Raw genomic sequence first — 25,899 nt, 5'->3', positions numbered from 1 at the left:
TACTTTTTTACCTTTGTCAAGGACTTTTTTTCCTCTTTATCGAAATTCTGAAAAGATAAGGGAAAGAGCCAGTTAAACTGACTCCTTCTATTTAACTTGCCAATTAGTCGCACGTTCCTCTCCCCACCAGTAAGGGATCAATTCGGCAACCTTAATTGTTTTTCTTGTTTCGTAGTTCATCATGAACTCTGCTTCTTTATTTTCAGCATTCAATTCTAAGAGAAATTCTCTGCAAGCGCCACAGGGCATACCTGATTCTTCGCCGTAGGGAGGTTTATCTCGAAAGGCGAGGATTTTCTTAACTTTGGTCTGTCCTGAAAATTGATACATATTGAAGAGAGCCGCTCGTTCTGCACAGAGATGAAAAACGCCACAAGTGCCCTCCATACAAAATCCTGTGAAGATCTGACCATCTTCTGCTTCTACTGCAGCAACAACATGGTTAGCATAAACAAAGTCAGAAACCTCATGGGGATTGTATAAAGTTCGTGCTTCTTTATACATCTTTTCCCATGTATCCATCGGAAGTCCTTTTATTTAGAAATCTCTTTCAGCATGTTTTCAATATGCTGGATTGACTTTTCACGTCCGAGTAAGAAAATGGTGTCTGGTAATTCTGGTCCATGCATTTCACCTGAAACGGCAATACGAATCGGCATGAAGAGGTTTTTCCCTTTAATACCCGTTTCTTTTTGAACTGCTTTGATTTGTGGGAAGATGTTTTCTGTCACAAATTCTTCATCTGTCATTGCTTCTAGTTTCGCTTTGAAGGCTTCTAGAACAACAGGAACGGTTTCTCCTGCCATGACCTCGCGCTCAGCATCTGTCAGCTCTGGGAAATCTGCAAAGAAAAGATCTGTCAGTGGGACGATTTCGTCCACTGACTTCATTTGTGGTTTGTAGAGTTCCACCATTTTTTCAGACTTGTCAGTCAAACGCCCTGCTTCTTCTAAGTAAGGTTTAGCCATTTCAAAGATAGTAGCTAGATCAGCTCTCTTGATGTAGTCGTTGCTCATCCAGTCTAGTTTCTTCTGGTCGAAGGCTGCTGGAGACTTGCTGAGGCGGTTTTCGTCAAAGAGTTTAATCAATTCCTCACGTGAGAAAATTTCATCTTCACCACCTGGGTTCCAACCAAGAAGGGCAATAAAGTTAAAGACTGCTTCTGGAAGATAGCCTTTTTTACGGTAGTCTTCGATAAACTGAAGGGTGTTAGTGTCCCGTTTAGACAATTTTTTACCCGTTTCAGAGTTGATGATCAAAGTCATGTGACCGAACTCTGGCGCTTCCCAACCAAGCGCTTCATAGACCATGAGCTGTTTTGGGGTGTTGGCAATGTGGTCATCACCGCGGATAACGTGAGAAATCTGCATATCGTGGTCATCAATAACAACAGCAAAGTTGTAAGTTGGGTAGCCATCTTTCTTTTGAATCACCCAGTCACCACCGATGTTGCCACCTTCAAACTCGATATCACCTTTGACCATGTCATGCCATTTGTAGATACCAGACTCATTAACAGCCAAACGGACAGTTGGGATGATACCAGCTGCTTCACGTTCTGCGATGTACGCTACTTTTTCTTCTTCGCTCATGCCAAGATATTCATTGATGTAACGTGGTGTTTCACCTGCTGCTTCTTGACGTTCGCGCTCAGCCGCCAACTCTTCTTCTGTGACGTAAGATTTGTAGGCTTTTCCTTCAGCTAGCAATTGGTCGATGTATCTTTGATAGAGTTCCAAACGCTCTGATTGGCGGTAATTTTCATGAGTTTCTGGGCTTTCATCCCAATCCATGCCCAACCAGCGAAGATTTTCAAGTTGTGAGCGTTCTCCATCCTCAACATGGCGTTTACGGTCAGTATCTTCGATACGAATGATAAAAGTTCCACCATGATGGCGTGCGTAAAGGTAGTTAAACAATGCTGTACGGGCATTTCCGATGTGTAGGAGTCCTGTTGGACTTGGTGCGTAGCGTACGCGGATATCTTTTGACATAGTTTCTCCTATAAAGTCTCTAGGCGTCTGCCTTTTTGCTTTCTATATTATATCACAAGTCTCGCCTGAGTCCAATGTCTACGAATAAAGAGAGTAAAAAGAGTGGGCAAGCCACTCTTTTCTTCTATTATAGACGTGCGTTAAGCTCTTTGCTCAATTCTTCAAATCCTGGTTTTCCAAGAAGGGCAAACATGTTGCGTTTGTATGCTTCAACACCTGGTTGGTCAAATGGGTTGATGGCATTCAAGTAACCTGAAAGGGCAATTGCCAATTCGAAGAAGTAGATAGTGTAACCAAGAGTGAAAGCGTCTTGCTCAGGAAGAGTTACGTACATGTTTGGCACATCACCGTCAGTGTGGGCAAGAAGAACACCGTCAGTTGCTTTTTTGTTTACAAAGTCAACGTCTTTTCCTTGAAGGTAACCAAGTCCGTCAAGGTCTTCTTCCAAAGTAGGGATAATCACGTTCTTACGTGGTTTGTCAACACGGACAACTGTTTCAAACATGATACGAGTTCCTTCTTGGATAAATTGACCCAATGAGTGCAAGTCAGTTGAGAAGTTTGCTGAAGTTGGGTAGATCCCTTTTTGGTCTTTCCCTTCTGACTCACCAGCCAATTGTTTCCACCATTCTGAGAAGTATTGAAGTGATGGTTCGTAGTTTACCAAGATTTCAGTAGCGTAGCCTTTACGGTAAAGGATGTTACGAACTGCTGCGTATTGGTATGCTTCGTTTTCAGCAATCTTGTCTGAAGTGTAGTCTTTACGAGCTGCATTCGCACCTTCCATAAGAGCTTTGATGTCTGCACCTGATGCAGCGATTGGAAGCAATCCAACTGCTGTCAATACTGAGAAGCGTCCACCGATGTCATCTGGAACCACAAATGTTTCCCAACCGTTGGCATCTGCTTCAACCTTAACAGCACCTTTTTGGCGGTCAGTTGTTGCGTAGATACGTTTGTTAGCTTCTTCTTGTCCGTATTTCTTAACCAAAAGTTCTTTGAAGACACGGAAAGCAATAGCTGGTTCTGTTGTTGTACCTGATTTAGAAATCACGTTTACTGAGAAGTCTTTGTCAGCTACGTACTCTACCAAGTCAGCAAGGTAAGTAGATGAGATTGAATTTCCAGCGTAAAGGATTTGTGGAGCTTTACGCTCTTCTTTTGTTTGCAAGTTAGCAAAGTGGTGGTTCAAGAAGTCAATAGCTGCTTTGGCACCAAGGTAAGATCCACCGATACCGATCACAACCAAGACATCGCTATCTGACTTGATTTGCTCAGCAGCTTTCAAGATGCGGTCGAATTCTTCACGGTCGTAGTTTTCAGGAAGGTCCAACCAACCCAAAAAGTCGCTACCAGCACCAGTTCCTTTACGAATCAATTCGTCTGCAGCTGTTACTTGTGCTTGCATGTATTCCACTTCATGTGGGGCAACAAATTTGTCTAAAACTTTTGAATAATCAAATTTAATATGTGACATGATAATCCTCCAAAATTTCTTCTTTTCTATCATAACGCTTACCTTCGATTTTTTCAAGCTTTTTTATTGAATTTGCCCAATTTTTATCAGAATTCAAACGTTTGCGTAAATTTGCTAAAATATAAAAAATCTGAAAGAACGAATAAAAACGGCTAGAGACTCTAACCGTTACAATTCATTTAATAAATACTCAAATAGTTCTAAATTGCCGTCTTCTTCATTGACCAGGAACTCTGGGTGCCACTGTAAACCGATAATACGATGCTCGTCGACAGACTCAATCGCTTCCACTGTCTGATCTCGAGGGGCCACCGCTGTCACACGGAAATTAGGTGCCAGATCTTTGATACTTTGACGATGGACTGAGTTGACCTGACTTTCTCTTCCAAACAACTTAGCCACCACACTCCCTTCTACCGTCTCAATAGAATGAGAGGTCCCAAAAGGCAAGCCTTGCCAGTGACCTTCAATTTCTTGGTGGAGAGTACCACCAAAAGCAACATTGACAAGCTGAACCCCGCGACAGATTGCCATAATTGGTTTATTCTGACGAAGCGCTTCTTTCAAGAGGGCTAGTTCAAACTCATCGCGTACAAGGTTGTAATCATCGCTCTCAATGGTCTTTTTCTCTCCATAAAACTGAGGATGGACATTTTGCCCACCTGTCAAGATGAGTTTGTCGATCATTTCCACATAATCGCGCACAATGGACTCATCTCCTACAGGAATCACTAAAGGGAGACCGCCGACTTGACGAATGCTCTCTGCAAATTTACAGGATACAGATGAGTGAATGTTTTTCCCTTCTGCATCTACAGGACATAGATTTGCAGCAACTCCTACAACCGTTCTAGCCATGATGTGTCTCCTTTCGATTTTCTTGCGACAGTCTTATCTTATCACTCCAACCCTTTCCTGTCTAATATGTTTTTTTAAAGACCGTGATAAGTATTTTTTATGGATAAGAAAAAGCTGCCCAACGAGGACAACTTCTTTTTTATTCGAAGACAAATTGATTGTGATACAGTTCTGAGTAGAAACCGCCAAGTTTGAGCAACTCGTGATGATTTCCACGTTCAATAACCTCTCCATCTTTGAGGACAATAATCTGATCGGCATTGAGGATGGTCTTTAAACGATGGGCAATGACAAAACTGGTTCGACCTGCTACAACTGCCTCCATGGCATGTTGAATCTTGCTTTCTGTTACGGTGTCCACATTGGAAGTCGCCTCATCTAAGATTAAGACTTGAGGATCTGTCATCAAGGTCCGAGCGATGGAAATCAATTGTTTCTGCCCAGTCGAGAAGATATTTTGCTCATCATCAATAAGGGTATCATACTTATCAGGCAGGCTTTCGATGTAGTCATGAATATGAGTTGCCTTGGCAGCTGCTTCGACCATTTCCTGACTGGCATCTGGCACACCAAAGCGGATATTATCCCGAATTGTTCCACTAAACAAGACCGAATCCTGCAAGACAATACCAACCTTGCTCCGTAGGCTGTCCAAGTCGTAGTCACGGATGTCTTTGCCATCAAAGGAAATGCTACCTGCATCCACATCGTAGAAACGATTGATGAGGTTCATGATGGTCGTTTTCCCTGAACCAGTCGGACCGACAACTGCTATCATCTGCCCTTTAGGAGCTGAAATGCTGACATCTTTTAAAATCGGCTTGTCTGGCACATAAGAGAAATCAATGTGACTGATTTCAACACCTTCTCGCAATTCCGTAAAGGCAGGCGCATTTTGCGGACGAATCTCTTCTTCTGCATCGAACATTTCTTGGATACGATCCGCTCCAGTAAAGGCCAACTGGAGGCTCCCCCAACTCGCAGCCACCTGGATAATCGGCTGGTAGTACTGCTGAGAAAATTGGGTAAACATAACGATCAAACCTAGGGCTGTCGTTGTTTCGATACTTGGATCGTTCAGCAAGACCGCAGAACCTGCAAAAATGACGATGGCCGTATTGACCAAGCTCATCCCATTCATAACAGGAAAGAGGATGCCTGAGAACATTCTCCCTTTAAAGGTTGCCTTGCGCACGCGCTCATTTTGCTCCACAAAGCCTGCTACGATATCATCTTGAATTCCTTGTACGATAACAGCTTTCTGTCCAGAAATACTCTCATCCATGTAAGCGTTGAGTTTCCCAACCTCTTTTTGCTGGAGATTAGTGTACTTGCGGGCCATCTTCACGATGAAGACCAACATGAGAAAGGCCACTGGGGTGCTGGCTACTGTTATCAGGGCTAGCGTCACATTTCTTGAAAACATGACAAAGATCAAACCGATGTAAAGAGCAATATTGCTCATGACCTGAACTAGGCTTTCATTGAAGGCTTGAAGGATGTTGTCCAAGTCACTCGTAAAGCGAGAGAGGATATCGCCATCCTGATGGCGGTCAAAGAAAGAAACGGTCAAACGGGAAAGTTTGCCAAAAAGGCCCTTACGCATCTCATTTGTCGACTCAGCAATCACACGGGTCATCAAGGTCATGTAAATCAAACTGGATACCACTAAGGCGAGAACAACCAGAGCTAGATTCAGCATCAGAGCTGATAAACTCTGCCAGGCTAGGTCGGAAGTTCCATTTTGATAAGCCAGAACTAGGTTAGCGAGCTCCGTCACTGCTTGACCTGAAAAAACTGGAAAGAGGGCTTGGGCAATCGTCGCAACTGCAACCATTAGAATCACAATGACAAAGGAGAACTTGTAAACTTTAAAATAATTCCAGAAAAATCGAACGGTTTTCATTTTATTCCTCCTTTCCCTTTTGTGTTTCGTAGATTTCGCGGTAGACGGCATTGTTAGCTACCAAGTCTGCATGCCGTCCTTCTCCAATCAAACGCCCTTGATCCAAGACCAAAATCTTGTCCGCATGGACGACTGAACTGATCTTTTGAGCGATGATAATGGTTGTCGTCCCTTTCAGGTCTTTATTCAAAGCTTCCTGCACGAGTCTCTCTGACTTAGCATCCAAGGCTGAAGTCGAATCGTCAAAAATCAGGATACGGGGATTGCTGACAATCCCACGGGCAATGGACATCCGTTGTTTTTGTCCACCAGAAAAATTGGTGCCTCGTTCTTCGACCTGACTCTCAAATTTGTTTTCCATACGTCCGATAAATTCACTGGCTTGAGCAATTCGTGCTGCACGTTCCATTTCTGACACGCTGGCATTGCCTTTTCCTTGACGAAGATTATCTGCAATGGTCCCGCTAAAGAGAATAGCACGTTGCAAGACGATGGAAACTGTTTTACGCAAGGTTCCCTCGCTGACGTCTCGAATATCCTTTCCACCAATCTTGATAGAGCCCTCCTGTGGATCAAACAGTCGTGGAATTAACTGAGCCAAGGTAGACTTCCCTGCTCCAGTCGCCCCAACCACACCGACCATCTGACCAGGCGCAATTTCAAAGGTTACATTCTTCAGCATAGGCTCATCATCATTAGGATAGGTGAAGGTCACATTTTCAAAAGAGAGACTTCCTTCTAACTCTTCGTCTGGGAGATCTTTAAAGGTCATCGCTGGCTCGGTATCTAGAATCTCGCGGATACGACGCAAGGAAATCATGGCACGACTGACAGAATTTCCTAAAAATCCAACCATGATGATGGTAAAGATAATCTGGCTGAGATAGTTGATAAAGGAAGCAATCGAGCCCACAACAGATGGATCTGACTGAGCCATACCTGCCACCAACCAGATAGAGAGGAAGACCGCTCCATAGCCGACTAGCATCATAACGGGTTCTATAACTGAGAAGGCATAACCGATATAAAGATTTTGTCCGAGAAGTTCATCTGAAACCTCAGTAAATTTGTCAAATTGTGCTTTTTCCTGCACAAAGGATTTAACCACGCGCACACCACGTAGATTTTCCTTAGCGATAGCATTGATCCGTTCAAGAAGGGTTTGAAACTTAGCAAATCGTGGCCCCATCATCCCCATCATGATGGCTGTTAGTGCAAAGATTAGGAGCACCATGAGGACAATCACCCACCAAAGTGATGGAAGAGTATGAACCGCCAAAATAAAGGAACCGATAAAGAGAAGAGGGAGGCGGAAGAGGATTTGAAAAGCCATCATCACCACGTTCTGAATTTGGTTGATATCATTGGTCATACGGACGACAAGGTTACCCGCATTGAATTGCTCGATATTGGCATAAGAAAAAGTCTGGATCTTGCGAAAAGCGTCTTCACGAAGGTCCGAAGACACTCCTTGAGCAATGTAGGCTGCAAGCGTTACATTGACCCCACCTGCAACCAGACCGACTAGGGCTACTCCTATCAACCAAGCGCCAATACTATAAATAGCCTCATTTTGTCCGGCCAACAAAGCCTCTAACACCTCTTGCAAATAGCGCGGTTGCAAGAGCGAACTCGCAACCATCAAGCCTGTCATCATTAAGGATGCCAAGGCTTGCCATTTATAGGTTTTTATTTTTTTAATGAGCATATTTCCTCCTAATAAAATAGATAAAGGGAGCGACATCCTGCGTCAGCTCCTTCTCATTCGTTCATATTGATGCTATTCTAGCAAAAAAGAGGCATCTTGTCAAAGAAGTCTCCTTATTATAAATTAGTGCGCTTTCATCTACAGGTGATGCATGAAAAGGCTTTTTATGGTAAAATGAAAGGAAGAACTCTTACAAGGAGGAAAAGATGAAGAAACAAACCATCGCTGTCTTGGGTCCTGGTTCTTGGGGAACTGCCCTTTCGCAGGTCCTAAACGACAATGGACACGAAGTTCGAATTTGGGGAAATATTTCTGACCAAATTGATGAAATCAATAACCAACATACAAACAAACGCTACTTCAAAGATATCCTACTGGACGAAAAGATCAAAGCCTATCATGACTTGGAAGAAACACTCCAGGATGTGGATGCTGTTTTATTTGTAGTCCCAACAAAAGTAACGAGACTGGTTGCCCAACAAGTAGCAAAGGTACTCAATCACAAGGTTGTCATCATGCATGCCTCCAAAGGATTGGAACCAGATAGCCACAAACGCCTATCAACTATTCTTGAGGAGGAAATCCCAGCTGACCTTCGTAGTGAAGTCGTTGTTGTTTCAGGACCTAGCCATGCTGAGGAAACGATTGTACGCGATATTACCTTGATTACCGCAGCCTCCAAAGATCTTGAAACTGCCCAGTACGTCCAAAATCTCTTTAGCAATCACTACTTCCGTCTCTATACTAATACGGATGTTGTCGGAGTTGAAACCGCTGGTGCTCTCAAAAACATCATCGCAGTTGGCGCTGGGGCACTACATGGACTAGGGTTTGGTGACAATGCCAAGGCGGCCATCATCGCTCGAGGATTAGCAGAAATCACCCGTCTAGGTGTCGCTCTTGGAGCTAACCCTCTGACTTATAGCGGTCTTTCTGGAGTTGGAGATTTGATCGTAACGGGAACATCTGTCCACTCTCGTAACTGGAGGGCAGGTGATGCTCTCGGTCGCGGAGAATCCCTCGCAGACATCGAAGCAAACATGGGCATGGTCATCGAAGGCATTTCAACAACTCGAGCAGCTTACGAGCTGGCTCAGGAATTGGGTGTCTACATGCCAATCACACAGGCTATTTACCGAGTTATCTACGAAGGTGTCAATATCAAAGAAGCAATCACTGACATCATGAGCAATGAATTTAAAGCAGAAAACGAATGGTCATAGACCTTTATAGAAAGGAACATCATGAAACAAAAAGTCAGAAAAGCAGTCATCCCTGCCGCTGGATTGGGAACCCGTTTCCTCCCAGCAACTAAGGCCTTGGCCAAGGAAATGTTGCCAATCGTAGACAAGCCAACTATCCAGTTTATCGTTGAAGAAGCCCTCAAGTCTGGTATCGAAGACATTTTGGTTGTTACTGGTAAGTCAAAACGTTCTATCGAGGACCACTTCGATTCAAACTTCGAATTGGAATATAACCTTAAAGAAAAAGGGAAAACAGATCTTTTGAAGCTGGTTGATGAAACAACCGGCATGCGCCTACATTTTATCCGTCAAACACATCCACGTGGTCTCGGAGATGCTGTCTTGCAAGCCAAAGCTTTCGTTGGAAATGAACCTTTTGTCGTTATGCTTGGTGATGACTTGATGGATATCACAGACGAAAAGGCTGTTCCACTTACCAAACAACTCATGGATGACTACGAGCGTACCCACGCGTCTACTATCGCTGTCATGCCAGTCCCTCACGACGAAGTCTCTGCCTATGGGGTTATTGCTCCGCAAGGCGAAGGAAAAGACGGCCTTTACAGCGTTGAAACCTTCGTTGAAAAACCTGCTCCAGAGGATGCTCCTAGCGACCTTGCTATTATTGGACGCTACCTCCTCACTCCTGAAATTTTCCAAATCCTCGAAAATCAAGCTCCAGGTGCAGGAAATGAAATTCAGCTGACAGATGCAATCGATACCCTCAATAAAACACAACGTGTATTTGCTCGTGAGTTCAAAGGAGCTCGTTACGATGTCGGAGATAAGTTTGGCTTTATGAAAACATCCATCGACTACGCTCTCAAACACCCACAAGTCAAAGACGACTTGAAAGACTACCTCATCCAACTTGGGAAAGAGTTAGCTGAGGGGGAATAGAAGAAAAACAAAGCTCTTAATTAAGGGCTTTTTTGTTGAAGCTTGCAATAAAAAAAGCCATCTTTGCAGATGACTTATTAGCAACCGAATCGGTGCTTGCATTTAACTATTCCCCCCTACACATAGCTCATTCCCTTATAGCAAAGGAAAACGGCTAGTGCGATAAAAAGTACAGTTGCTCCGATTCGCTGGCTGGTGCTATACATTCTTTTTTCCCATTTGACTGGAAAAATGACTGCTAGAAAGGCACCTCCTACTGAACCACCGATATGCCCAGCTAGGCTGATTCCTGGAATCAGAATACTTCCAATGATATTTATCACGAAAAGTGTCAGATAGGATTGCCCCAACTGCTGGATATAGGGGTTGCGAGTTGCGTAACGCAAGACGATAATCGCAGCAAATAGCCCGTATAGGGAAGTGGATGCCCCAGCAGCGACAACTTTCGGTGTGAAAGCAAAAACAAAGAGATTGCCCATCATTCCAGATAATAGATAGAGAAAGAAGAACTGCTTAGAACCGAAAATCTCCTCCACCTGTCGTCCAAGAAAGTAGAGCGAAATCATATTGACAATGAAATGCTCCCATCCGATATGCACAAATATAGCCGAAAAAAGGCGCCAAATCTGCTCAGGGAACAGGCGAATGATCGGTCCATACATGGCTCCAAACTGAAGCAAGATATCTGCTCGTTCAAAATTTAAACCTGTAAGAACCAACATCAAGAGAAAGACCAATGCGGTTACTAGGAGGAAGAAACTAGTCACAGGATAACGTTTATCAAAGATTTCCTTCATAGATTAGCACCTCCTGGACGGGAATATCATGGTCTTCCAAGTTAAACTCCTGAATTTGACAAGGATAAACCGTACTCAAAGTATGACCAGTAAAATGTTCTAGATAGCGGTCGTAGTATCCTCCACCATATCCGATTCGATAGCCTTCTGTCGTAAAAGCTAGCCCTGGAACATGAATCAAATCAATCTGAGACGGTTCCACCACTTCCAAGTCTCCTTGCGGTTCCAGTAAACCAAAGGAAGTTTTTACCAACTGCTGCGGATCGTAGACCACAAAGTCCATGCGCCCCTTGGGATAGGTTTTGGGTATCAGAACCTTTTTGTCGTCCTTCAGCGCCTGCTCAATCAGTTCTTGCGTTTGAAATTCATGAGGGAAGGAGAGATAGGTTGCGATAGTCTTGGCTTTTTGGTAAAAAGGGTGTTGTAAGAAATGCTCAGTTAAAGCTCGATCCATAGCCTGTTTTTGCTCCTGAGATAAAGCCTTCATTTCTTGCAAAATTTTCTTGCGTAGTTCAGCTTTCATAGACAATTCCTCTACTCTGCTGCCTTCTTTTTCAAGAAACTAGAGACCGCATCTACCCCAATGGCTAAGGCTTCTTCCTTAGGACTCATCTGAGGGTGATGAAGGGCGTAGGGACTATCGATACCTAGCCAGAACATAACGCCATCTACCTTCGAAAGGAGATAACCAAAGTCCTCACCAGTCATAGCTGGCTCAATATCAATCAACTCGATTCCGTCTTTCTCTTCAAAAAAGTCCATCAGTTCACGCGCCAAGGCTGGATTGTTCTCAACAGGTAGGTAGCCTCCTTGCTTGAGTTCTACTTCGACTTCCATATCAAAGGCTGCTGCAACCCCTTCTGCGACTGTCTTGACTCTTTTTTGTACCAAGAGGCTCATTTCCTGAGTCAAGGCGCGAATGGTTCCATGCAAAAAGGCTGTGTCTGTAATGACATTATTGGTTGTTCCAGCTTGGAAAAGGCCAAAGGTCACCACCGCTCCCTCGATGGGATTGACATTGCGGCTGACAACTGACTGTACTTGGGTTACAAAGTAACTAGCAGCCACCAAGGCGTCATTGGCTTCATGCGGAAAGGCTGCATGTCCCCCTTTTCCTTTGAAACGAATCTTCACCTCACAAGTCCCTGCAAAGAGCGTATGGGTATTGGTCGCAATCTGTCCAACCTTTAGATCCGGACGAACATGGAGTCCATAAAACTGGTCTGGTAGCCAGTCTCCAAAAGCACCGTCCTCATACATGAGCATGCCACCAGCTTCATTTTCTTCAGCAGGCTGAAATAGAAAGAGCAAATTATTCTTGGGTTGTTCCTCCAGGGCGCGTTCGAGACAGCCTAAGGCAATAGTCATATGAAAATCATGGCCACAAGCATGCATGCGACCTTGGTGCTGAGAGGCGAAAGGCAGTCCTGTTTGTTCGACGATAGGCAGGCCATCAATATCTGTTCGCCAGCCAATAGTCTTCTTTGGCTGGCTTCCCTGCAAATAGACCAAAACCCCTGTTCGCCAAATACGAATTTGAACAAAATCCTTGCCCGTAGTCAATTTCTCAATCACATCCAGCAAATAAGCCTGAGTCTTGAACTCTTCCAAGCCAATCTCTGGAATCTGGTGTAAATCTCGTCTAGTCTGAATCAAATCTAACATCTATCGATCCTCCTTTTGATAGAAGAAAGAGGCTGGAAGAAGTATCCGCCTCTTTTTATTTTTACAAGGTACGAAGCGCATCCTCTAGCGCTGTTTTTTGTTGGGTTTGGGCATCAATTTCTTTGATGATACGAGCTGGAACACCTGCCACTACCACGTTTTCTGGAACATCTTGGGTAACAATAGCTCCTGCTGCAACAACTGAACCACTGCCGATTTGGACCCCTTCGATCACCACTGCATTGGCACCGATAAGAACATTATCTCCGACACGGACTGGTTCAGCGCTAGCTGGCTCAATCACACCCGCCAAAACTGCACCTGCACCAACGTGACTGTTTTTCCCAACGATAGCACGACCTCCAAGGATGGCACCCATGTCAATCATGGTTCCAGCACCGATTTCAGCACCGATATTGACAACAGCTCCCATCATGATAACAGCATTGTCACCAATTTCAACCTGGTCACGGATAATAGCACCTGGCTCGATACGAGCATTGATCGCACGTTTGTCTAGCAAAGGAACTGCAGAATTACGAGCATCTTGCTCGACAACATAATCTTGATTTTCTACCAAACCTTCAAGAAGCGGAGCAACATCCTTCCAGTCTCCGAATAAAACATTTCCTAGTTTGACAACAGAGCTAGGTACAGCAGTTGCAAGTTCTCCTTCAAAGGTTACTTTGACACTGGTTTTCTTTTCAGCATTGGCGATAAATTGGATAATTTCTTGAGCGTTCATTTTTGTAGCAGTCATAGGTGCCTCCTGGTTCGTTATAATGATACCTATTCTACCAAAAAAGGCTTCAAATTTGAAGCCTCAACTATCAAATAATCATCTTTACTGGGCTTGTTTTGCTTCCTCTACAGATAAAAAAATCATCGGAACGATAATCAACACCATAGCTAAGGCCAAAAAACCATCCATGACCATTCCCAGAAAAAGAACACTTAATAAAGCTGAAGAGAGCGGTTCGCTAGCACTCACCACTGATACAACCAGCGGGGAAACGAGTGACACAGCCTTCATAGATAGGAAGAAGGCAAAAGCTGTACCAAACACGGCAATCGTCAGACAAATCAGCACACTTACCAGATCCACTTGAAAACTTATCCGATAAATAGGGTAGAGGAAATTACTAAAGAGACCTGCCAGAATCATCCCCCAACCAACAGTCGGAACAAATCCGTAGCGCCGTGCAAAGCGTTGGGGAAGGATAACATTAAACATGACCCCTACTGCACTGAGCAAACCTGTCACTAGAGCCAAAGGTGTCATGGATAACTGGGACAAATCCCCTTTTGTAGCCATCAAAAAAACACCTAGCATGGCAATCAAAACATAGAACACAGCTGTAATAGAAGCCTTCTTCTGGTAAATGATTCGATTGTAAAACAGGATAAAAACAGGGCTGATAAATTGCAAAATGGTCGCCGTCGTCGCATTGGAATACTCAACGCAGAGATAAAAGAAAAATTGCACAGAAAAAATACCTAGAATAGCATAGGCTAAAAAAGGTAGATAATTTTTCTTATCACGCCAGATGTCCAACAAGCGGCTACGCAACTGAAAAGCAGATAAACCTAAAACCAAACTCCCTGCCACTAATAAACGCATAGAAGTAATCCATCCAGAAGACACTGGATAATGAGTGAAAAAATACTCTCCTAAAATCCCACAAATCCCCCAGATTAGGCCTGAGAGTAGCGAGTATACTGTTCCCTTAACAATCTTTTTCTGATAATGATTCATATTATTATTGTAACACGAAACCAACAAAGAAAAAAGTAGCAACAAGGAGAAATTACTAACCTTGCTACTACTCTTTCTTAACGATTAAATAGACGTGAACGTCCTGAAGAACCACTTTGAGTATTTCCACTCGAACTTGAACTTCCAGAGCTACTGCTTGAACTTGAGCTTGGAGGAGTCACTGCTGGAATGCTTCCTAGAATATTCTTCCATGCGTTCAGATAATCTGCATCGCTTCCTCCAATAGCAAAGCGATAGGTGGTCACTGGGGCACCTTCTTTAGTAGCCCAGTAGCTCGTTACTGTTGATCCAGAAAGTTCGATTTCCTTACCATTGATGGAAACTTTGCCGGGCTTTTGGCCTGTAGACCGGAGAACTTGCGACTTGGTCACACTTGGATCCAGATTAAAGCGCTCATTCCCCCATATTCCAGGTTCAGCTTGTTGGATAGCATTGACCAAGTGGGCCATATAGTTGGCATTACGGTAGTGGCCTGCTCCTTTGGCTAGTGGTCGGTTATCATCGTGACCTAACCAGCCACCCAAAGTCAAGCGAGGTGTAGAAAGCATGAGCCACATATTTTCATCTTCATTGGTCGTACCAGTTTTTCCGATCCAGTCAGCACGAGCTAGGGATGGATTGATAGTAGTCAAGTCCGTCTGGAAACTTGAAGTAATCCGAGACGAGATAACATCCCGAAGGAGACTTTGCATGATGGTTGCTGTCGCTTTTGAATAAACCTGGACAGGCTCATCCTTGTGCTCGTATACCACTCGACCATCCGTTGACTCGATCTTTGCGATCATATGTTTCTTATGGTAAACTCCGTTGTTGGCTAGAGTCTGATACCCGTTGGTATGCTGGGCAACTGTAACGTCAATCCCCCCACCCATCGGTAAACTTTCAATCCCATATTCTGGGATTTCGTAACCCATTTTTTCCATATAGCCTTTGACATCCACACCCTTCTCTCGAAGCGTACGATACGTCCAGTAGGCTGGGATATTCCATGAGTAGTTAAGGGCTTCTCCCAATGTCATCATGCCCGTACCAGGACTATTGACATACATGATGGGATTCCCGTTTGAGAAGTTGGTAGGATAGTTTGACAAGATACTTGCACTTCCCATCAAACCTTGGTCAATAGCGATACCATAGGCCAATATAGGTTTTGTGGTTGAAGCTGGAGAACGCTTGGTATCGATAGCGTGATTGTTCTGATTTTCTTGATAATTACGACCACCAACAAATCCAAGGATAGCTCCCGTTTGGTTGTCCATGAGGACATTCCCCACCTCAGGCTGGCCTGTCGAATCATCTAGCAGATAGCCGTAGGTCGCAACCGCATTTTGCATCGCAGCATGAACATTTTTATTGATAGTTGTCGTAATCTTATATCCACCATTTTCAATTTCCTTAGTGGCTAAATCGCGATAGGATTTCTGAATGGACTCATTCTTTAATTCTTGCGCAGAGACATTATCTCGTTGGACAAGGTAGTCGTACATGCGGTCAGTAGCTTCTGCCAAGGTTGCATAGTAGAGATAGTCACGCGAAGTACCACTAACACTACCTGATGGTAGGAAGTCTTTCTTAAAGTCATAATCTTTGTACTTATCGTAGTCTTCCTGACTTAGAGCCCCTGTCCGGTACATATTGTAGAGGACATCCTTGGCACGCTTAATTCCCAAAGCCATGTCCTCATCACTCTTCATACTACCATCAGATTCATAAGGAGAATAACTGATTGGACTCTGTGGCAACCCTGCGATAAAGGCAGCTTGAGGGATCGTTAAATCCGAAGCATTGACCCCAAAGATTCCTTCTGCAGCCTGCTGGGCACCTGCAATATTTTGACCTTTATGATTGCGACCAAAAGGAGCTATGTTAAGGTAGGTTGTCAAAATCTCATCCTTACCCATAGCCCGTTCTAAAGCTAGAGCATCAATAATCTCTTTAGCCTTACGAGCTAGAGTTGGAGCATCCCCCACCACTTGCTGCTTGATGACCTGCTGGGTCAAGGTCGAACCACCACTAGACGAGCCTAGACCGACAAAGGTTCCCAAGGTCGCACGAATAACGGCCTTAGGCACAACTCCCTTGTGCTCATTGAAATGCTCGTCCTCTGTCGCAACAATGGCTTTCTTAAGGTTGTCTGAGATAGCATCTGAAGCGACTGAAGTGCGCAATAAATCGCCCTCGATCGAGGCAATGGTACTGCCGTCAGAATAAGTGATTTCTGAGATGGAGGCAATATCCTTCACTTGCTTGACCAACTCTTCTGCTTGAGGGACCTGGGCCTTGTCAAATAGAGCGACTCCATAACCCATAGCTACACCAGCGCCAAACAGTCCACCGATAAAGCCTAGGATAAAGAGAGTGTTAAAAACTATTTTAAACCCACTCAAAACTTTAGCAAAAATAGACCCAGCCTTTCTAACTTTGTCAGAAGAGGCCCCCTTTTTACCGGTTTTCTTATTAGCCAGTTTTTCTGCTAGTCTTTTCTTCCATTTTGCAATTCGTTGCATTAGCTGCTGGAAAAAATGCAGCATTTTTGTTTTTAATTCATTAATTCTTTCTTTCATGAATGTCCTCGCTTTCTCTATTATACCATAAAAGGGAAACTTTCAATAAAATAGCCACTTTCTTCCCTATTCCACTAGGCTATTGTCCGAGTTTGTGATACAATAGGTAGAAACAATATTTTATAAAGGAGAAAAGACACATGCACATTTTTGATGAGCTAAAAGAGCGTGGTTTGATTTTTCAAACGACTGATGAAGAAGCTTTGCGTAAAGCCCTAGAAGAAGGTCAAGTTTCTTATTATACTGGCTACGATCCAACTGCTGATAGCCTTCACCTCGGCCACCTTGTCGCAATCTTGACCAGTCGTCGCTTGCAGTTAGCAGGTCATAAACCATATGCGCTCGTTGGCGGTGCTACAGGTCTCATCGGAGATCCGTCCTTCAAAGATGCTGAGCGTAGTCTCCAAACAAAAGACACAGTAGAGGGCTGGGTCAAGTCTATCCAAGGGCAACTTTCTCGTTTTCTTGACTTTGAAAATGGTGAAAATAAGGCTGTCATGGTCAACAACTACGACTGGTTTGGCAGTATCAGCTTCATTGACTTCCTCCGTGACGTCGGAAAATACTTCACTGTCAACTACATGATGAGTAAGGAATCTGTGAAGAAACGGATCGAGACAGGGATTTCTTACACTGAGTTTGCCTACCAAATCATGCAAGGGTACGACTTCTATGTCCTTAACCAAGACTACAATGTTACTCTGCAAATCGGTGGTTCTGACCAGTGGGGAAATATGACAGCTGGTACCGAATTGCTTCGTCGTAAGGCTGACAAGACTGGTCACGTGATCACTGTTCCACTCATCACAGACGCAACTGGTAAGAAATTTGGTAAGTCAGAAGGAAACGCAGTTTGGCTTAACCCTGAAAAGACTTCTCCATACGAAATGTACCAATTCTGGATGAACGTGATGGATGCTGACGCTGTTCGCTTCTTGAAAATCTTTACCTTCTTGTCACTCGATGAGATTGAAGACATCCGCAAAGAGTTTGAAGCGGCTCCACACGAACGCTTGGCACAAAAGGTCCTCGCTCGTGAAGTCGTGACTCTTGTTCACGGAGAAGAAGCTTACAAAGAAGCCCTTAACATCACCGAGCAACTCTTTGCTGGAAACATCAAAAACCTTTCTGTCAAAGAACTCAAACAAGGACTTCGTGGAGTGCCAAACTACCAAGTAAAAGCAGACGAAAACCACAATATCGTGGAACTCCTCGTGTCATCTGGTGTGGTGAATTCAAAACGCCAAGCCCGTGAAGACGTCCAAAACGGAGCTATCTACGTCAACGGCGACCGTATCCAAGACCTTGACTATGTCTTGAGTGACGCAGATAAGTTAGAAAACGAACTCACTGTTATCCGCCGCGGGAAGAAGAAATACTTTGTGTTGACTTACTAAATTGTTAAACATTTACCTATAAACAAAGGAGTTACCCTCGAGAAAGGTAACTCCTTTTTGCTGTGAATAGTCCCCACCTATCCCTTAATAGACAGGCTACGCAGGACTATGCGTAAGGTTGTTAGATTATGTAGGATAGAGAGGTTTGAAGGACTGAGCCAATTAAACAAGCCAAAGCCAATCAAACTACTATTTACGACAACGGTATCTTGAATATTCTTCTTGATGAGTGTTTGCAAAGATGATGATAGCCAATCCAACTCTTGGAAGAAATCCAAACGATTATCTAACAATAAGATATCGCTCATCTGCTTAGAAATATCTGCACTCTCATTCATCACCACACCGATATCTGATAGGGTTAGAGCCGCTGAGTCATTCAATCCATCTCCAACCATCAAAATCGTGTGACCTGCTTTCTGCAGTTCCTCTACTAACTCAAATTTCCCATCAGGTTTCAAGTCTGTATAGACCTGATCAAAGGGCAAATCTTTGACTAATTCCTCTGTCCTAACCAAGGTGTCCCCTGTTGCCAGAATCAATTTTTTCCCTTGTGCCTTAAGTTTCTCCAAGGCTGCTTTTGCTTCTTTTCTCAAAGGAGTATGAATGCAGAACATTCCAATCAATTCATTCTGATAAGCCAAGAATAAGAGATTGTAGTGACTCTTGTACTCTTCAATTAAAGCATTTTGTTCTGAACTGATATGAATCTGCTCATCCTGCATCAAGACATAATTCCCAATAAGAACTGGTTGGCCATCTATATGAGATTTGATCCCCTTGCTTGCAATATATTGGAGTTTCCCATGCATTTCCTCATGTTCAATTCCCTCTATCTCAGCTTGCTTGACGATGGCATTAGCAATAGGATGATAAATGTGTTCCTCAAGACAGGCACTGATTCTGAGAATATCTTCCTCACTATAGTCCCCAAAAGGTAACACCTTTTCAACTATAGGATAACTAGTTGTGATTGTTCCCGTCTTATCAAACAAGAAAGTATCAACTTCCAGATATTTCTCCAGAACATCCCCATCCTTAATCACCATTTCACGGTTCAACCCCTCCTTGATAGCTGTCAAATAAGCTACAGGAGTAGAGATTTTCAAAGCGCAGGAGAAATCGACTAATAGGAAAGAAATAGCCTTAGAAAAAGAACCTGTTAATAGGTAAGTTAGCCCAGCCCCCAAGAAATTATATTTGACGACCTTATCCGCCATCTTGATGAAATAGCGTTGTTTCGTTTTCTTGTTTTCTTCAGATTTCTTCATTAACTCAATCAGTTGTAAAATCCGGCTGTTCATCTGATTATCGGTTACACGAATGCGTAACTCTCCAGTTTCTAATACTGTATTTGCACAAACCAAATCAGACTCTCTTTTTTCAACTGGAAAACTCTCTCCCGTCAAGGAACTTTCGTTGACCATACCTAAACCTGAAACTACTTGTCCATCAAACAGAATTTCATTTCCTTGAGATAGGACCAAGACATCTCCTATTTGAACATCGGAACTCTTGATACTAACAACCGTATCGCCCTGTACTAAGAATACGTCGCTCTCTTTTGCAAGAAGGCTTTGTTCTAAATCTGTTGCAGTTTTTTTCAAAGACCACTGATCTAAATGATTCCCCAAATCAAGCATAAACATGATATTGCTAGCTGTCTTGGATTGGTTCATAAACAAGGACAATAAAATCGCCGAACAGTCCAAGACTTCCATCGTTAGTTCCTTACGCGCTAGTGTTTGATAGGCTTCTCTAATATAACCCAAAGCCTGATAACAAGTCCATATATAGCGAATAGGATACGGCACAAAACTACGAAAAAGTACACGCTTAATCGCTGCACCTGAAACAATAGAATAAGCACTCTCTTCTCTACGAATGGGAAGAGTCATCAACTCAGAAACTTTCCCTTTATCAATTCTTTTTAAAAAGGCTTCTGCATTATCTAATACAGAAAAGCCTTCTTTTATGCGTAGAGTAAAGTGCTGTTGATCCATGTAAAACTGGATAGACTCAATCCCCTTTTCATCTCTCGCCAAGGAACGAAGATAGTCTTGAATATCCAAGGTGAGTGAAAAAGAAGATGATAGTCGGATATGTTGGTATCCTCTATGTAGCACTTTAAAAGACATATTATTCTCCTATAAGGCTATCTAATTGCTCTTCTTTTTTCTCTTGCTCGTACAAATATTTGGCATCTTGCAAGACATCGTCTCCATGTTGTTTCACAACAGAAACAGATGCATCTAGCCCGTCTTTCAACTTGTAAGCCTTAGCCAAAGCTTTAGAATAACCTTTTTTAGCTTCCTTACTTGCCAAGATTTTCAAACCAAGGGTACCAAATGCGACACCACCCAAAAAGAGTGATGATTTTTTCGCAACTTTTGCAACGGTTAATACTTCTTTTAACATACTTATTTCCTCCTTATCATTATTATATAGAAATTTAGATATAAAAGCAATTTTATTCTATAAATTGGAGAATTAGTTTTATTTCTACTGAATCTCCCATCTACTTATTTCTAAAGTTGCTTTCATTTGCCTCTTTTGATACACTTAAACTATGAATACAAACCTCAAACCCAAACTTCAGCGTTTTGCTTCTGCGACTGCCTTTTCCTGCCCTATCTGCCAAGAAAATCTGGCCTTGGTAGAGTCTAGCCTCAAGTGTAGCAACCGCCATTCTTTTGATCTGGCAAAATTCGGCTATGTCAACTTGGCTCCGCAAATCAAGCAATCTGCCAACTACGACAAGGAAAACTTCCAAAACCGCCAGCAAATTCTTGAAGCTGGTTTTTATCAGGCTATTTTAGAAGGTATCTCGGACTTACTAACAACTAATCCATCCGCAAAAACAGTCTTGGATATCGGTTGTGGCGAAGGTTTCTACTCTCGTAAACTCCAAGAAAGTCACTCTGATAAAACCTTCTATGCCTTTGACATTTCAAAAGACTCGGTCCAAATCGCAGCTAAAAGTGAACTCAACTGGTCAGTTAATTGGTTTGTCGGTGACCTGGCTCGACTTCCTATAAAAGACGCCAGTATGGATATCCTGCTCGACATCTTTTCACCTGCCAACTATGGGGAATTCCGTCGCGTTTTATCCAAAGATGGCATCTTGATCAAGGTCATCCCGACTGAAAATCACCTCAAAGAAATCCGTCAAAGGGTACAAGACCAGCTGACAAACAAGGACTATTCCAACCAAGATATCAAGGAACATTTCCAGGAATACTTCAGCATCCAATCTATCCAAATAGCTTCCCTAACCAAACCCATCACAGCCGAGCAACGCCAAGCTTTACTTAGCATGACCCCCCTTCTCTTTCATGTTGACCAGACCAAAATTGACTGGAGTCAACTGACAGAGATTACCATTGAGGCAGAGATTTTGGTTGGGAAAGCACTGTAAATAAAACTTTCAGATAAGACAAAACCCGCACCTTCAAGGTACGGGTTTAAGTTATGTAATTATTAGTTCAAGTGCCAGATATCTTCGTTGTACTGAGCGATTGTACGGTCAGATGAGAAGAATCCTGCTTTAGAAATGTTAACGATGACTTTATCCAACCATGCGTCACGGTCTTCGTAGTCAGCAAGCATTTGCTCTTTGACTTTGATGTAGTCTTCCAAGTCAAGGAGAGTCATGAACCAGTCTTTTTTGATCAATTCGTTGTAAAGACGTTCCAAGCGTTCTTTCTTACCTACTGCAAGAACAGCATCGCTCACAATGAAGTCAACCAAAGGTTTGATAGCTTCACGAGCATAGAATTCGCTTGATTTGTAAGCTGCTTTTGCGTAAAGGTCGATAACAGTTTCTGAATCTTCACCAAAGATGTAGATGTTTTCGTCGCCAACCAACTCAGCGATTTCCACGTTAGCACCGTCCATAGTACCAAGAGTCAAGGCTCCGTTCAACATGAATTTCATGTTACCAGTACCTGAAGCTTCTTTAGAAGCAAGTGAGATTTGTTCTGAGATGTCACATGCTGGGATAAGGAAGCTTGCTGCAGTAACGTTGTAGTTTTCAACCATAACCACTTGCAAGTGTGGAGCTACTGCTGGATCGTTTGCAATCACTTCTGACAAGCAAAGGATCAAGTGGATGATGTCTTGGGCGATTGTGTAGGCAGGAGCTGCTTTACCACCAAAGAATACTGTGATTGGACGAGCAGGGATGTTCCCAGCCTTGATGTCAAGGTATTTGTGAATCACATACAAAGCGTTCATTTGTTGGCGTTTGTACTCGTGGAGACGTTTGATTTGGATATCAAAGATAGAGTTTGTATTGATTTCCACACCTTGGTGTTCTTTCAAGTGACGAGCCAATTTGCGCTTGTTGTGAGCTTTGATGCTTTCCAATTTTTCTTTGACAGCAGCCTTGTCTTCGTATGACAAGAGTTTTTCAAGCTCATCCGCTTCATGGTGCCAACCCTCTCCAATAATCTCATCCAAGTAGTGAGACAGTCTTGGGTTGGCATGCATGAGCCAACGACGGAATGTGATACCGTTTGTTTTGTTGTTGAATTTTTCTGGGTAGATGTCGTAGAAAGCTTTCAACTCTGAATTCTTCAAGATTTCAGTGTGGAGTGCTGCTACCCCGTTAACACTGTATCCGTAGTGGATATCCATGTGAGCCATGTGTACACGGTCGTTTTCATCAATGATTTGAACAGCTGGGTCTTTGTATTCTGCTTTCACACGACGGTCCAATTCTTTGATGATTGGTACCAAGTGAGGAACCACTTCTTCCAAGAATTCAAGAGGCCATTTTTCAAGGGCTTCAGCAAGGATTGTGTGGTTAGTGTAGGCAGTCATGCTTCGTACGATTGAGATTGCTTCATCAAGCTCGATACCTCGCGCAGTCAAGAGACGGATCAATTCAGGAATCACCATTGATGGGTGAGTATCGTTGATTTGTACAACAGCGTAGTCTGCAAGGTCATGCAAGTTGCTTCCTTTTTCGATTGCTTCGTCGATGATCAATTGCGCACCGTTTGAAACCATGAAGTATTGTTGGAAGATACGGAGCAATTCACCTTGCTTGTCGCTATCGTCTGGGTAAAGGAAGAGAGTCAAGTTGCGAGCGATATCTGTCTTGTCAAAGTTGATACCATCTTCGATGATAGAAGAATCAACTGAATCCAAGTCAAACAAACGCAAGCGGTTTTTAGTAGCTGTCTTGTAACCAGGTACATCAATATCATAAAGGGTAGATGTCAATGTGAAGTGTGCAAATGGCACTTGGTAGCTACGGCTTGAGCGTACCAACCAGTTTTGCTCTGTCAACCAAGCGTTAGGAATTGTTTCTTGTTGGTTGTTTTTAAGAACTTGTTGGAAAAGACCGAAGTGGTAGTTCAATCCAACACCGTCACCATTCAAACCAAGTGTAGCGATTGAGTCGATAAAGCAGGCTGCCAAACGTCCCAAACCACCGTTACCAAGTGATGGTTCCAATTCTACTTCTTCGATTTCGATCAACTCTTTACCTGCAGCTGCAAGCTCTTTTTTAACTTCGTCATAAAGACCAAGGTTAATCAAGTTGTTTGACAAGAGTTTACCGATCAAGAACTCAGCTGAGATGTAGTAAACCTTTTTCTTACCAGTGTTAACTGGTTTTTGGCTGCTTGCAAGCTTGCTGTAGTTAAGAAGAGCAAGGTAAAGCTCTTCATTGCTACATTCTGCAATGGTTTTATTGTAACGTTTTTGTACAAATTCGTTTAATGGTAACATGTTTATGTGTCTCCTGATAATGTCTTATTTCTTTAATTCTACCAAATTTTCATTGATTCGGCGATAAATTGTAGTCAAGTCAAGCAAAGTTTCTTCAACAGCTGGTGTGAGTTGGTCTGCTGTCATACGCCATGACCAGTTTCCGCCAAGAGTAGATGGGAAGTTCATACGAGCTGACTCATCTAGTTCTAGCAAGTCTTGCATAGTTGCAATAGCCATGAAGCTAACAGATGAAAAGACTGTGCGAAGCATTGCGTGTGGCACTGTTTCGTACTCTTTACGGTTCGTGTAACGAGCCATGTATTCACGAGTTGGATCGTCGATTTCATTACGGTACCAACCAAGAACAGTGTTATTATCGTGTGTTCCTGTGTACATAACAGAGTTGGCAGGTGCCAAGTGTGGGCTATCGATACTTTCATCTTCTGGGTTGAAGGCGAATTGAAGAATCTTCATTCCTGGGAAGCCAGTACGTTCACGCAACTCGATGACTTCATCTGTCATGAAACCAAGGTCTTCTGCGATGATGTTTAGCTCACCAAGCTCTTCCTTAACGGCTGCAAAGAGTTTGTAGCCTGGACCTTTCACCCATTTACCAGGTGCTGCTGTATCGGAACCAGCAGGAATTTCCCAGTAAGATTCGAAACCACGGAAGTGGTCGATACGAACGATATCGTAGATCTTGAAGCTTTCGCGCAAGCGTTCAACCCACCATTTGTAACCGTCTTTGTCCATTGCTTCCCAGTCATAGATTGGGTTGCCCCAAAGCTGACCAGTTGCAGAAAACTCATCTGGTGGGCATCCTGCGATGCAAGTTGCTTTACCATTGGCATCTGTCTTGAAGAGGTGTGGATTTGCCCACATGTCGCTTGAATCTTCCGCTACGTAGATAGGCATGTCCCCAACGATTTCGATGTGGTTATCGTTAGCGTAGGCTTTCAATTTCAACCATTGTTGGAAGAAGAAGTATTGTGTCACACGGTGGTAAACCAACTTGTCTGCCAATTTCTCACGGTAGCTTTCAAGCGCTGAAGCTTTACGGGCACGAGCATCTGCATCTGGCCATTCTGTCCAAGCAAGATTGTCAAAATGCTCTTTGATCGCCATATACTCAGCGAAGAGTTCAAGCCATGATTGGTTGTCTTGAGCAAACTTCTCAAAATCTTTGACATCTCCCACTTCCAAGAAGCGTTTAACTGCTTTTTCTAAAAGCGGACGACGTGCATAATAAATCTTCGCATAATCAACTTCAGATGCATCGCTACCAAAGTCAACACCTTCAAGGTCACTGGCTTCGAGCAAGCCTTGCTCTACCAAGATATCAAGGTCGATAAAATGCGTATTTCCAGCAAAGGCTGAGAATGATTGGTATGGAGAATCTCCATAGCTTGTTGTCCCAAGAGGGAGGATTTGCCAGTAACGTTGCTTGGTACGAACCAAGAAATCAACGAAATCATAGGCGCTTTGGCCAAATGATCCAATCCCGTAAGCTCCTGGAAGAGAAGAGATGTGCATCAACACACCACTTTGACGTTTTTTCATAATAGCACCTCATGTGTTTGTAATAAAACGCTGCGCAAATCAAGGCGCAAACGTTTGCGTTGATTTAAGTATAACGCATTTCAAAAACAAATGCAAGCGGTTTTAAAAAATTTTTTTGAATTATTTTAATCAAACAAAACTTGTTCCCACTGATATTTTATGAAATGAGCCAAAAAAATTTTAAAGATTTTCTGATTTAAGATAATTCATTCCAAACAGCTGCTCTATTTTCTGAAAAATCGAGCAGAATTTACGCAATCGTTTCCCTAATATATTTTCCATTCAAGAGAAACAAACATTTTAAGTTTTTTCCTATATAAAGGCTTTAACA

The 25,899-nt window shown here is 43.1% G+C and carries 20 protein-coding genes; 4 read left to right on the top strand and 16 right to left on the bottom strand.

Annotation, left to right across the window (positions count from 1 at the left end):
• Positions 1–87 precede the first annotated feature (87 nt).
• The 6 genes from HMPREF2766_RS00945 to HMPREF2766_RS00920 form a co-directional block, all read right to left on the bottom strand.
• The gene (locus tag HMPREF2766_RS00945) at positions 88–522 is read right to left on the bottom strand and encodes a cytidine deaminase family protein (RefSeq protein WP_070567194.1); all 435 of its coding nucleotides are present in this window, start codon (positions 520–522) and stop codon (positions 88–90) included.
• Between the two features lie 11 nt (positions 523–533).
• On the bottom strand, positions 534–1,994 hold the full coding sequence (gene gltX, locus HMPREF2766_RS00940) for a glutamate--tRNA ligase (RefSeq protein ID WP_070567192.1): 1,461 nt from the start codon (positions 1,992–1,994) through the stop codon (positions 534–536).
• Positions 1,995–2,121: 127 nt separating this feature from the next.
• A complete protein-coding gene (locus tag HMPREF2766_RS00935; RefSeq protein ID WP_000018244.1) occupies positions 2,122–3,471 on the bottom strand; it encodes a glucose-6-phosphate isomerase in 1,350 nt (449 codons plus the stop codon).
• A 168-nt stretch (positions 3,472–3,639) separates the two neighbouring features.
• Positions 3,640–4,329 carry a gamma-glutamyl-gamma-aminobutyrate hydrolase family protein gene (locus HMPREF2766_RS00930; RefSeq protein WP_070567190.1) on the bottom strand — a complete coding sequence of 230 codons (690 nt, stop codon included), beginning with the start codon at positions 4,327–4,329 and terminating at the stop codon, positions 3,640–3,642.
• A gap of 139 nt (positions 4,330–4,468) precedes the next feature.
• Positions 4,469–6,235, bottom strand: a complete 1,767-nt coding sequence (locus HMPREF2766_RS00925) for an ABC transporter ATP-binding protein (RefSeq protein ID WP_070567188.1) — start codon at positions 6,233–6,235, stop codon at positions 4,469–4,471.
• Position 6,236: 1 nt separating this feature from the next.
• Entirely contained in the window at positions 6,237–7,943 is a 1,707-nt protein-coding gene (locus HMPREF2766_RS00920) for an ABC transporter ATP-binding protein (RefSeq protein ID WP_061421809.1), read from the bottom strand.
• Between the two features lie 206 nt (positions 7,944–8,149).
• Between HMPREF2766_RS00920 and HMPREF2766_RS00915 the strand changes: the two genes are divergently transcribed.
• Both HMPREF2766_RS00915 and galU read left to right on the top strand, forming a co-directional pair.
• Complete coding sequence (locus HMPREF2766_RS00915; RefSeq protein ID WP_070567186.1) at positions 8,150–9,166, top strand: NAD(P)H-dependent glycerol-3-phosphate dehydrogenase; 1,017 nt, start codon at positions 8,150–8,152, stop codon at positions 9,164–9,166.
• A 21-nt stretch (positions 9,167–9,187) separates the two neighbouring features.
• On the top strand, positions 9,188–10,087 hold the full coding sequence (galU, locus tag HMPREF2766_RS00910; protein WP_000811022.1) for a UTP--glucose-1-phosphate uridylyltransferase GalU: 900 nt from the start codon (positions 9,188–9,190) through the stop codon (positions 10,085–10,087).
• Between the two features lie 116 nt (positions 10,088–10,203).
• Here the strand turns inward: galU and HMPREF2766_RS00905 are convergent, their stop codons facing one another.
• From HMPREF2766_RS00905 to pbp1b, 6 genes are all read right to left on the bottom strand, one after another.
• On the bottom strand, positions 10,204–10,884 hold the full coding sequence (locus tag HMPREF2766_RS00905) for a rhomboid family intramembrane serine protease (protein ID WP_070567184.1): 681 nt from the start codon (positions 10,882–10,884) through the stop codon (positions 10,204–10,206).
• Positions 10,868–11,407 carry a 5-formyltetrahydrofolate cyclo-ligase gene (locus HMPREF2766_RS00900; RefSeq protein WP_070567182.1) on the bottom strand — a complete coding sequence of 180 codons (540 nt, stop codon included), beginning with the start codon at positions 11,405–11,407 and terminating at the stop codon, positions 10,868–10,870. The genes HMPREF2766_RS00905 and HMPREF2766_RS00900 overlap by 17 nt, the downstream gene beginning before the upstream one ends.
• An 11-nt stretch (positions 11,408–11,418) precedes the next feature.
• A complete protein-coding gene (locus HMPREF2766_RS00895) occupies positions 11,419–12,549 on the bottom strand; it encodes an N-acetyldiaminopimelate deacetylase (protein ID WP_070567180.1) in 1,131 nt (376 codons plus the stop codon).
• 61 nt (positions 12,550–12,610) lie between these two features.
• Positions 12,611–13,309, bottom strand: a complete 699-nt coding sequence (dapD, locus tag HMPREF2766_RS00890; RefSeq protein ID WP_000127448.1) for a 2,3,4,5-tetrahydropyridine-2,6-dicarboxylate N-acetyltransferase — start codon at positions 13,307–13,309, stop codon at positions 12,611–12,613.
• Positions 13,310–13,393: 84 nt separating this feature from the next.
• Positions 13,394–14,305, bottom strand: a complete 912-nt coding sequence (locus HMPREF2766_RS00885) for a DMT family transporter (protein ID WP_008284424.1) — start codon at positions 14,303–14,305, stop codon at positions 13,394–13,396.
• A gap of 77 nt (positions 14,306–14,382) precedes the next feature.
• Positions 14,383–16,890: a penicillin-binding protein PBP1B gene (gene pbp1b / locus HMPREF2766_RS00880; protein WP_070567178.1), complete on the bottom strand. Its 2,508-nt coding sequence runs from the start codon at positions 16,888–16,890 to the stop codon at positions 14,383–14,385.
• A 140-nt stretch (positions 16,891–17,030) separates the two neighbouring features.
• Between pbp1b and tyrS the strand changes: the two genes are divergently transcribed.
• Positions 17,031–18,287, top strand: a complete 1,257-nt coding sequence (gene tyrS, locus HMPREF2766_RS00875) for a tyrosine--tRNA ligase (RefSeq protein ID WP_044020095.1) — start codon at positions 17,031–17,033, stop codon at positions 18,285–18,287.
• A 77-nt stretch (positions 18,288–18,364) separates the two neighbouring features.
• On the opposite strand, the gene HMPREF2766_RS00870 is transcribed toward tyrS, so the two are convergent.
• Both HMPREF2766_RS00870 and HMPREF2766_RS00865 read right to left on the bottom strand, forming a co-directional pair.
• A complete protein-coding gene (locus HMPREF2766_RS00870; RefSeq protein ID WP_000008775.1) occupies positions 18,365–20,425 on the bottom strand; it encodes a heavy metal translocating P-type ATPase in 2,061 nt (686 codons plus the stop codon).
• 1 nt (position 20,426) lies between these two features.
• Positions 20,427–20,705 carry a DUF6110 family protein gene (locus tag HMPREF2766_RS00865; protein WP_000910910.1) on the bottom strand — a complete coding sequence of 93 codons (279 nt, stop codon included), beginning with the start codon at positions 20,703–20,705 and terminating at the stop codon, positions 20,427–20,429.
• Between the two features lie 151 nt (positions 20,706–20,856).
• Here HMPREF2766_RS00865 and HMPREF2766_RS00860 point away from each other — a divergent pair, with 151 nt between their 5' ends.
• Positions 20,857–21,705 (top strand): putative RNA methyltransferase, encoded by an 849-nt coding sequence (locus tag HMPREF2766_RS00860; protein WP_044020094.1) that lies wholly within the window; start codon positions 20,857–20,859, stop codon positions 21,703–21,705.
• Between the two features lie 62 nt (positions 21,706–21,767).
• On the opposite strand, the gene glgP is transcribed toward HMPREF2766_RS00860, so the two are convergent.
• Positions 21,768–24,026: a glycogen/starch/alpha-glucan family phosphorylase gene (glgP, locus tag HMPREF2766_RS00855; RefSeq protein WP_070567176.1), complete on the bottom strand. Its 2,259-nt coding sequence runs from the start codon at positions 24,024–24,026 to the stop codon at positions 21,768–21,770.
• A gap of 24 nt (positions 24,027–24,050) precedes the next feature.
• A complete protein-coding gene (gene malQ / locus HMPREF2766_RS00850) occupies positions 24,051–25,568 on the bottom strand; it encodes a 4-alpha-glucanotransferase (RefSeq protein ID WP_049501519.1) in 1,518 nt (505 codons plus the stop codon).
• Positions 25,569–25,899: the final 331 nt, after the last annotated feature.

It is taken from the genome of Streptococcus sp. HMSC076C08 (assembly GCF_001810825.1).
GTDB lineage: Bacteria > Bacillota > Bacilli > Lactobacillales > Streptococcaceae > Streptococcus.
The sequence above is the reverse complement of the archived record's forward strand: the minus strand, read 5'-3'. Positions and strand labels throughout refer to the sequence as shown.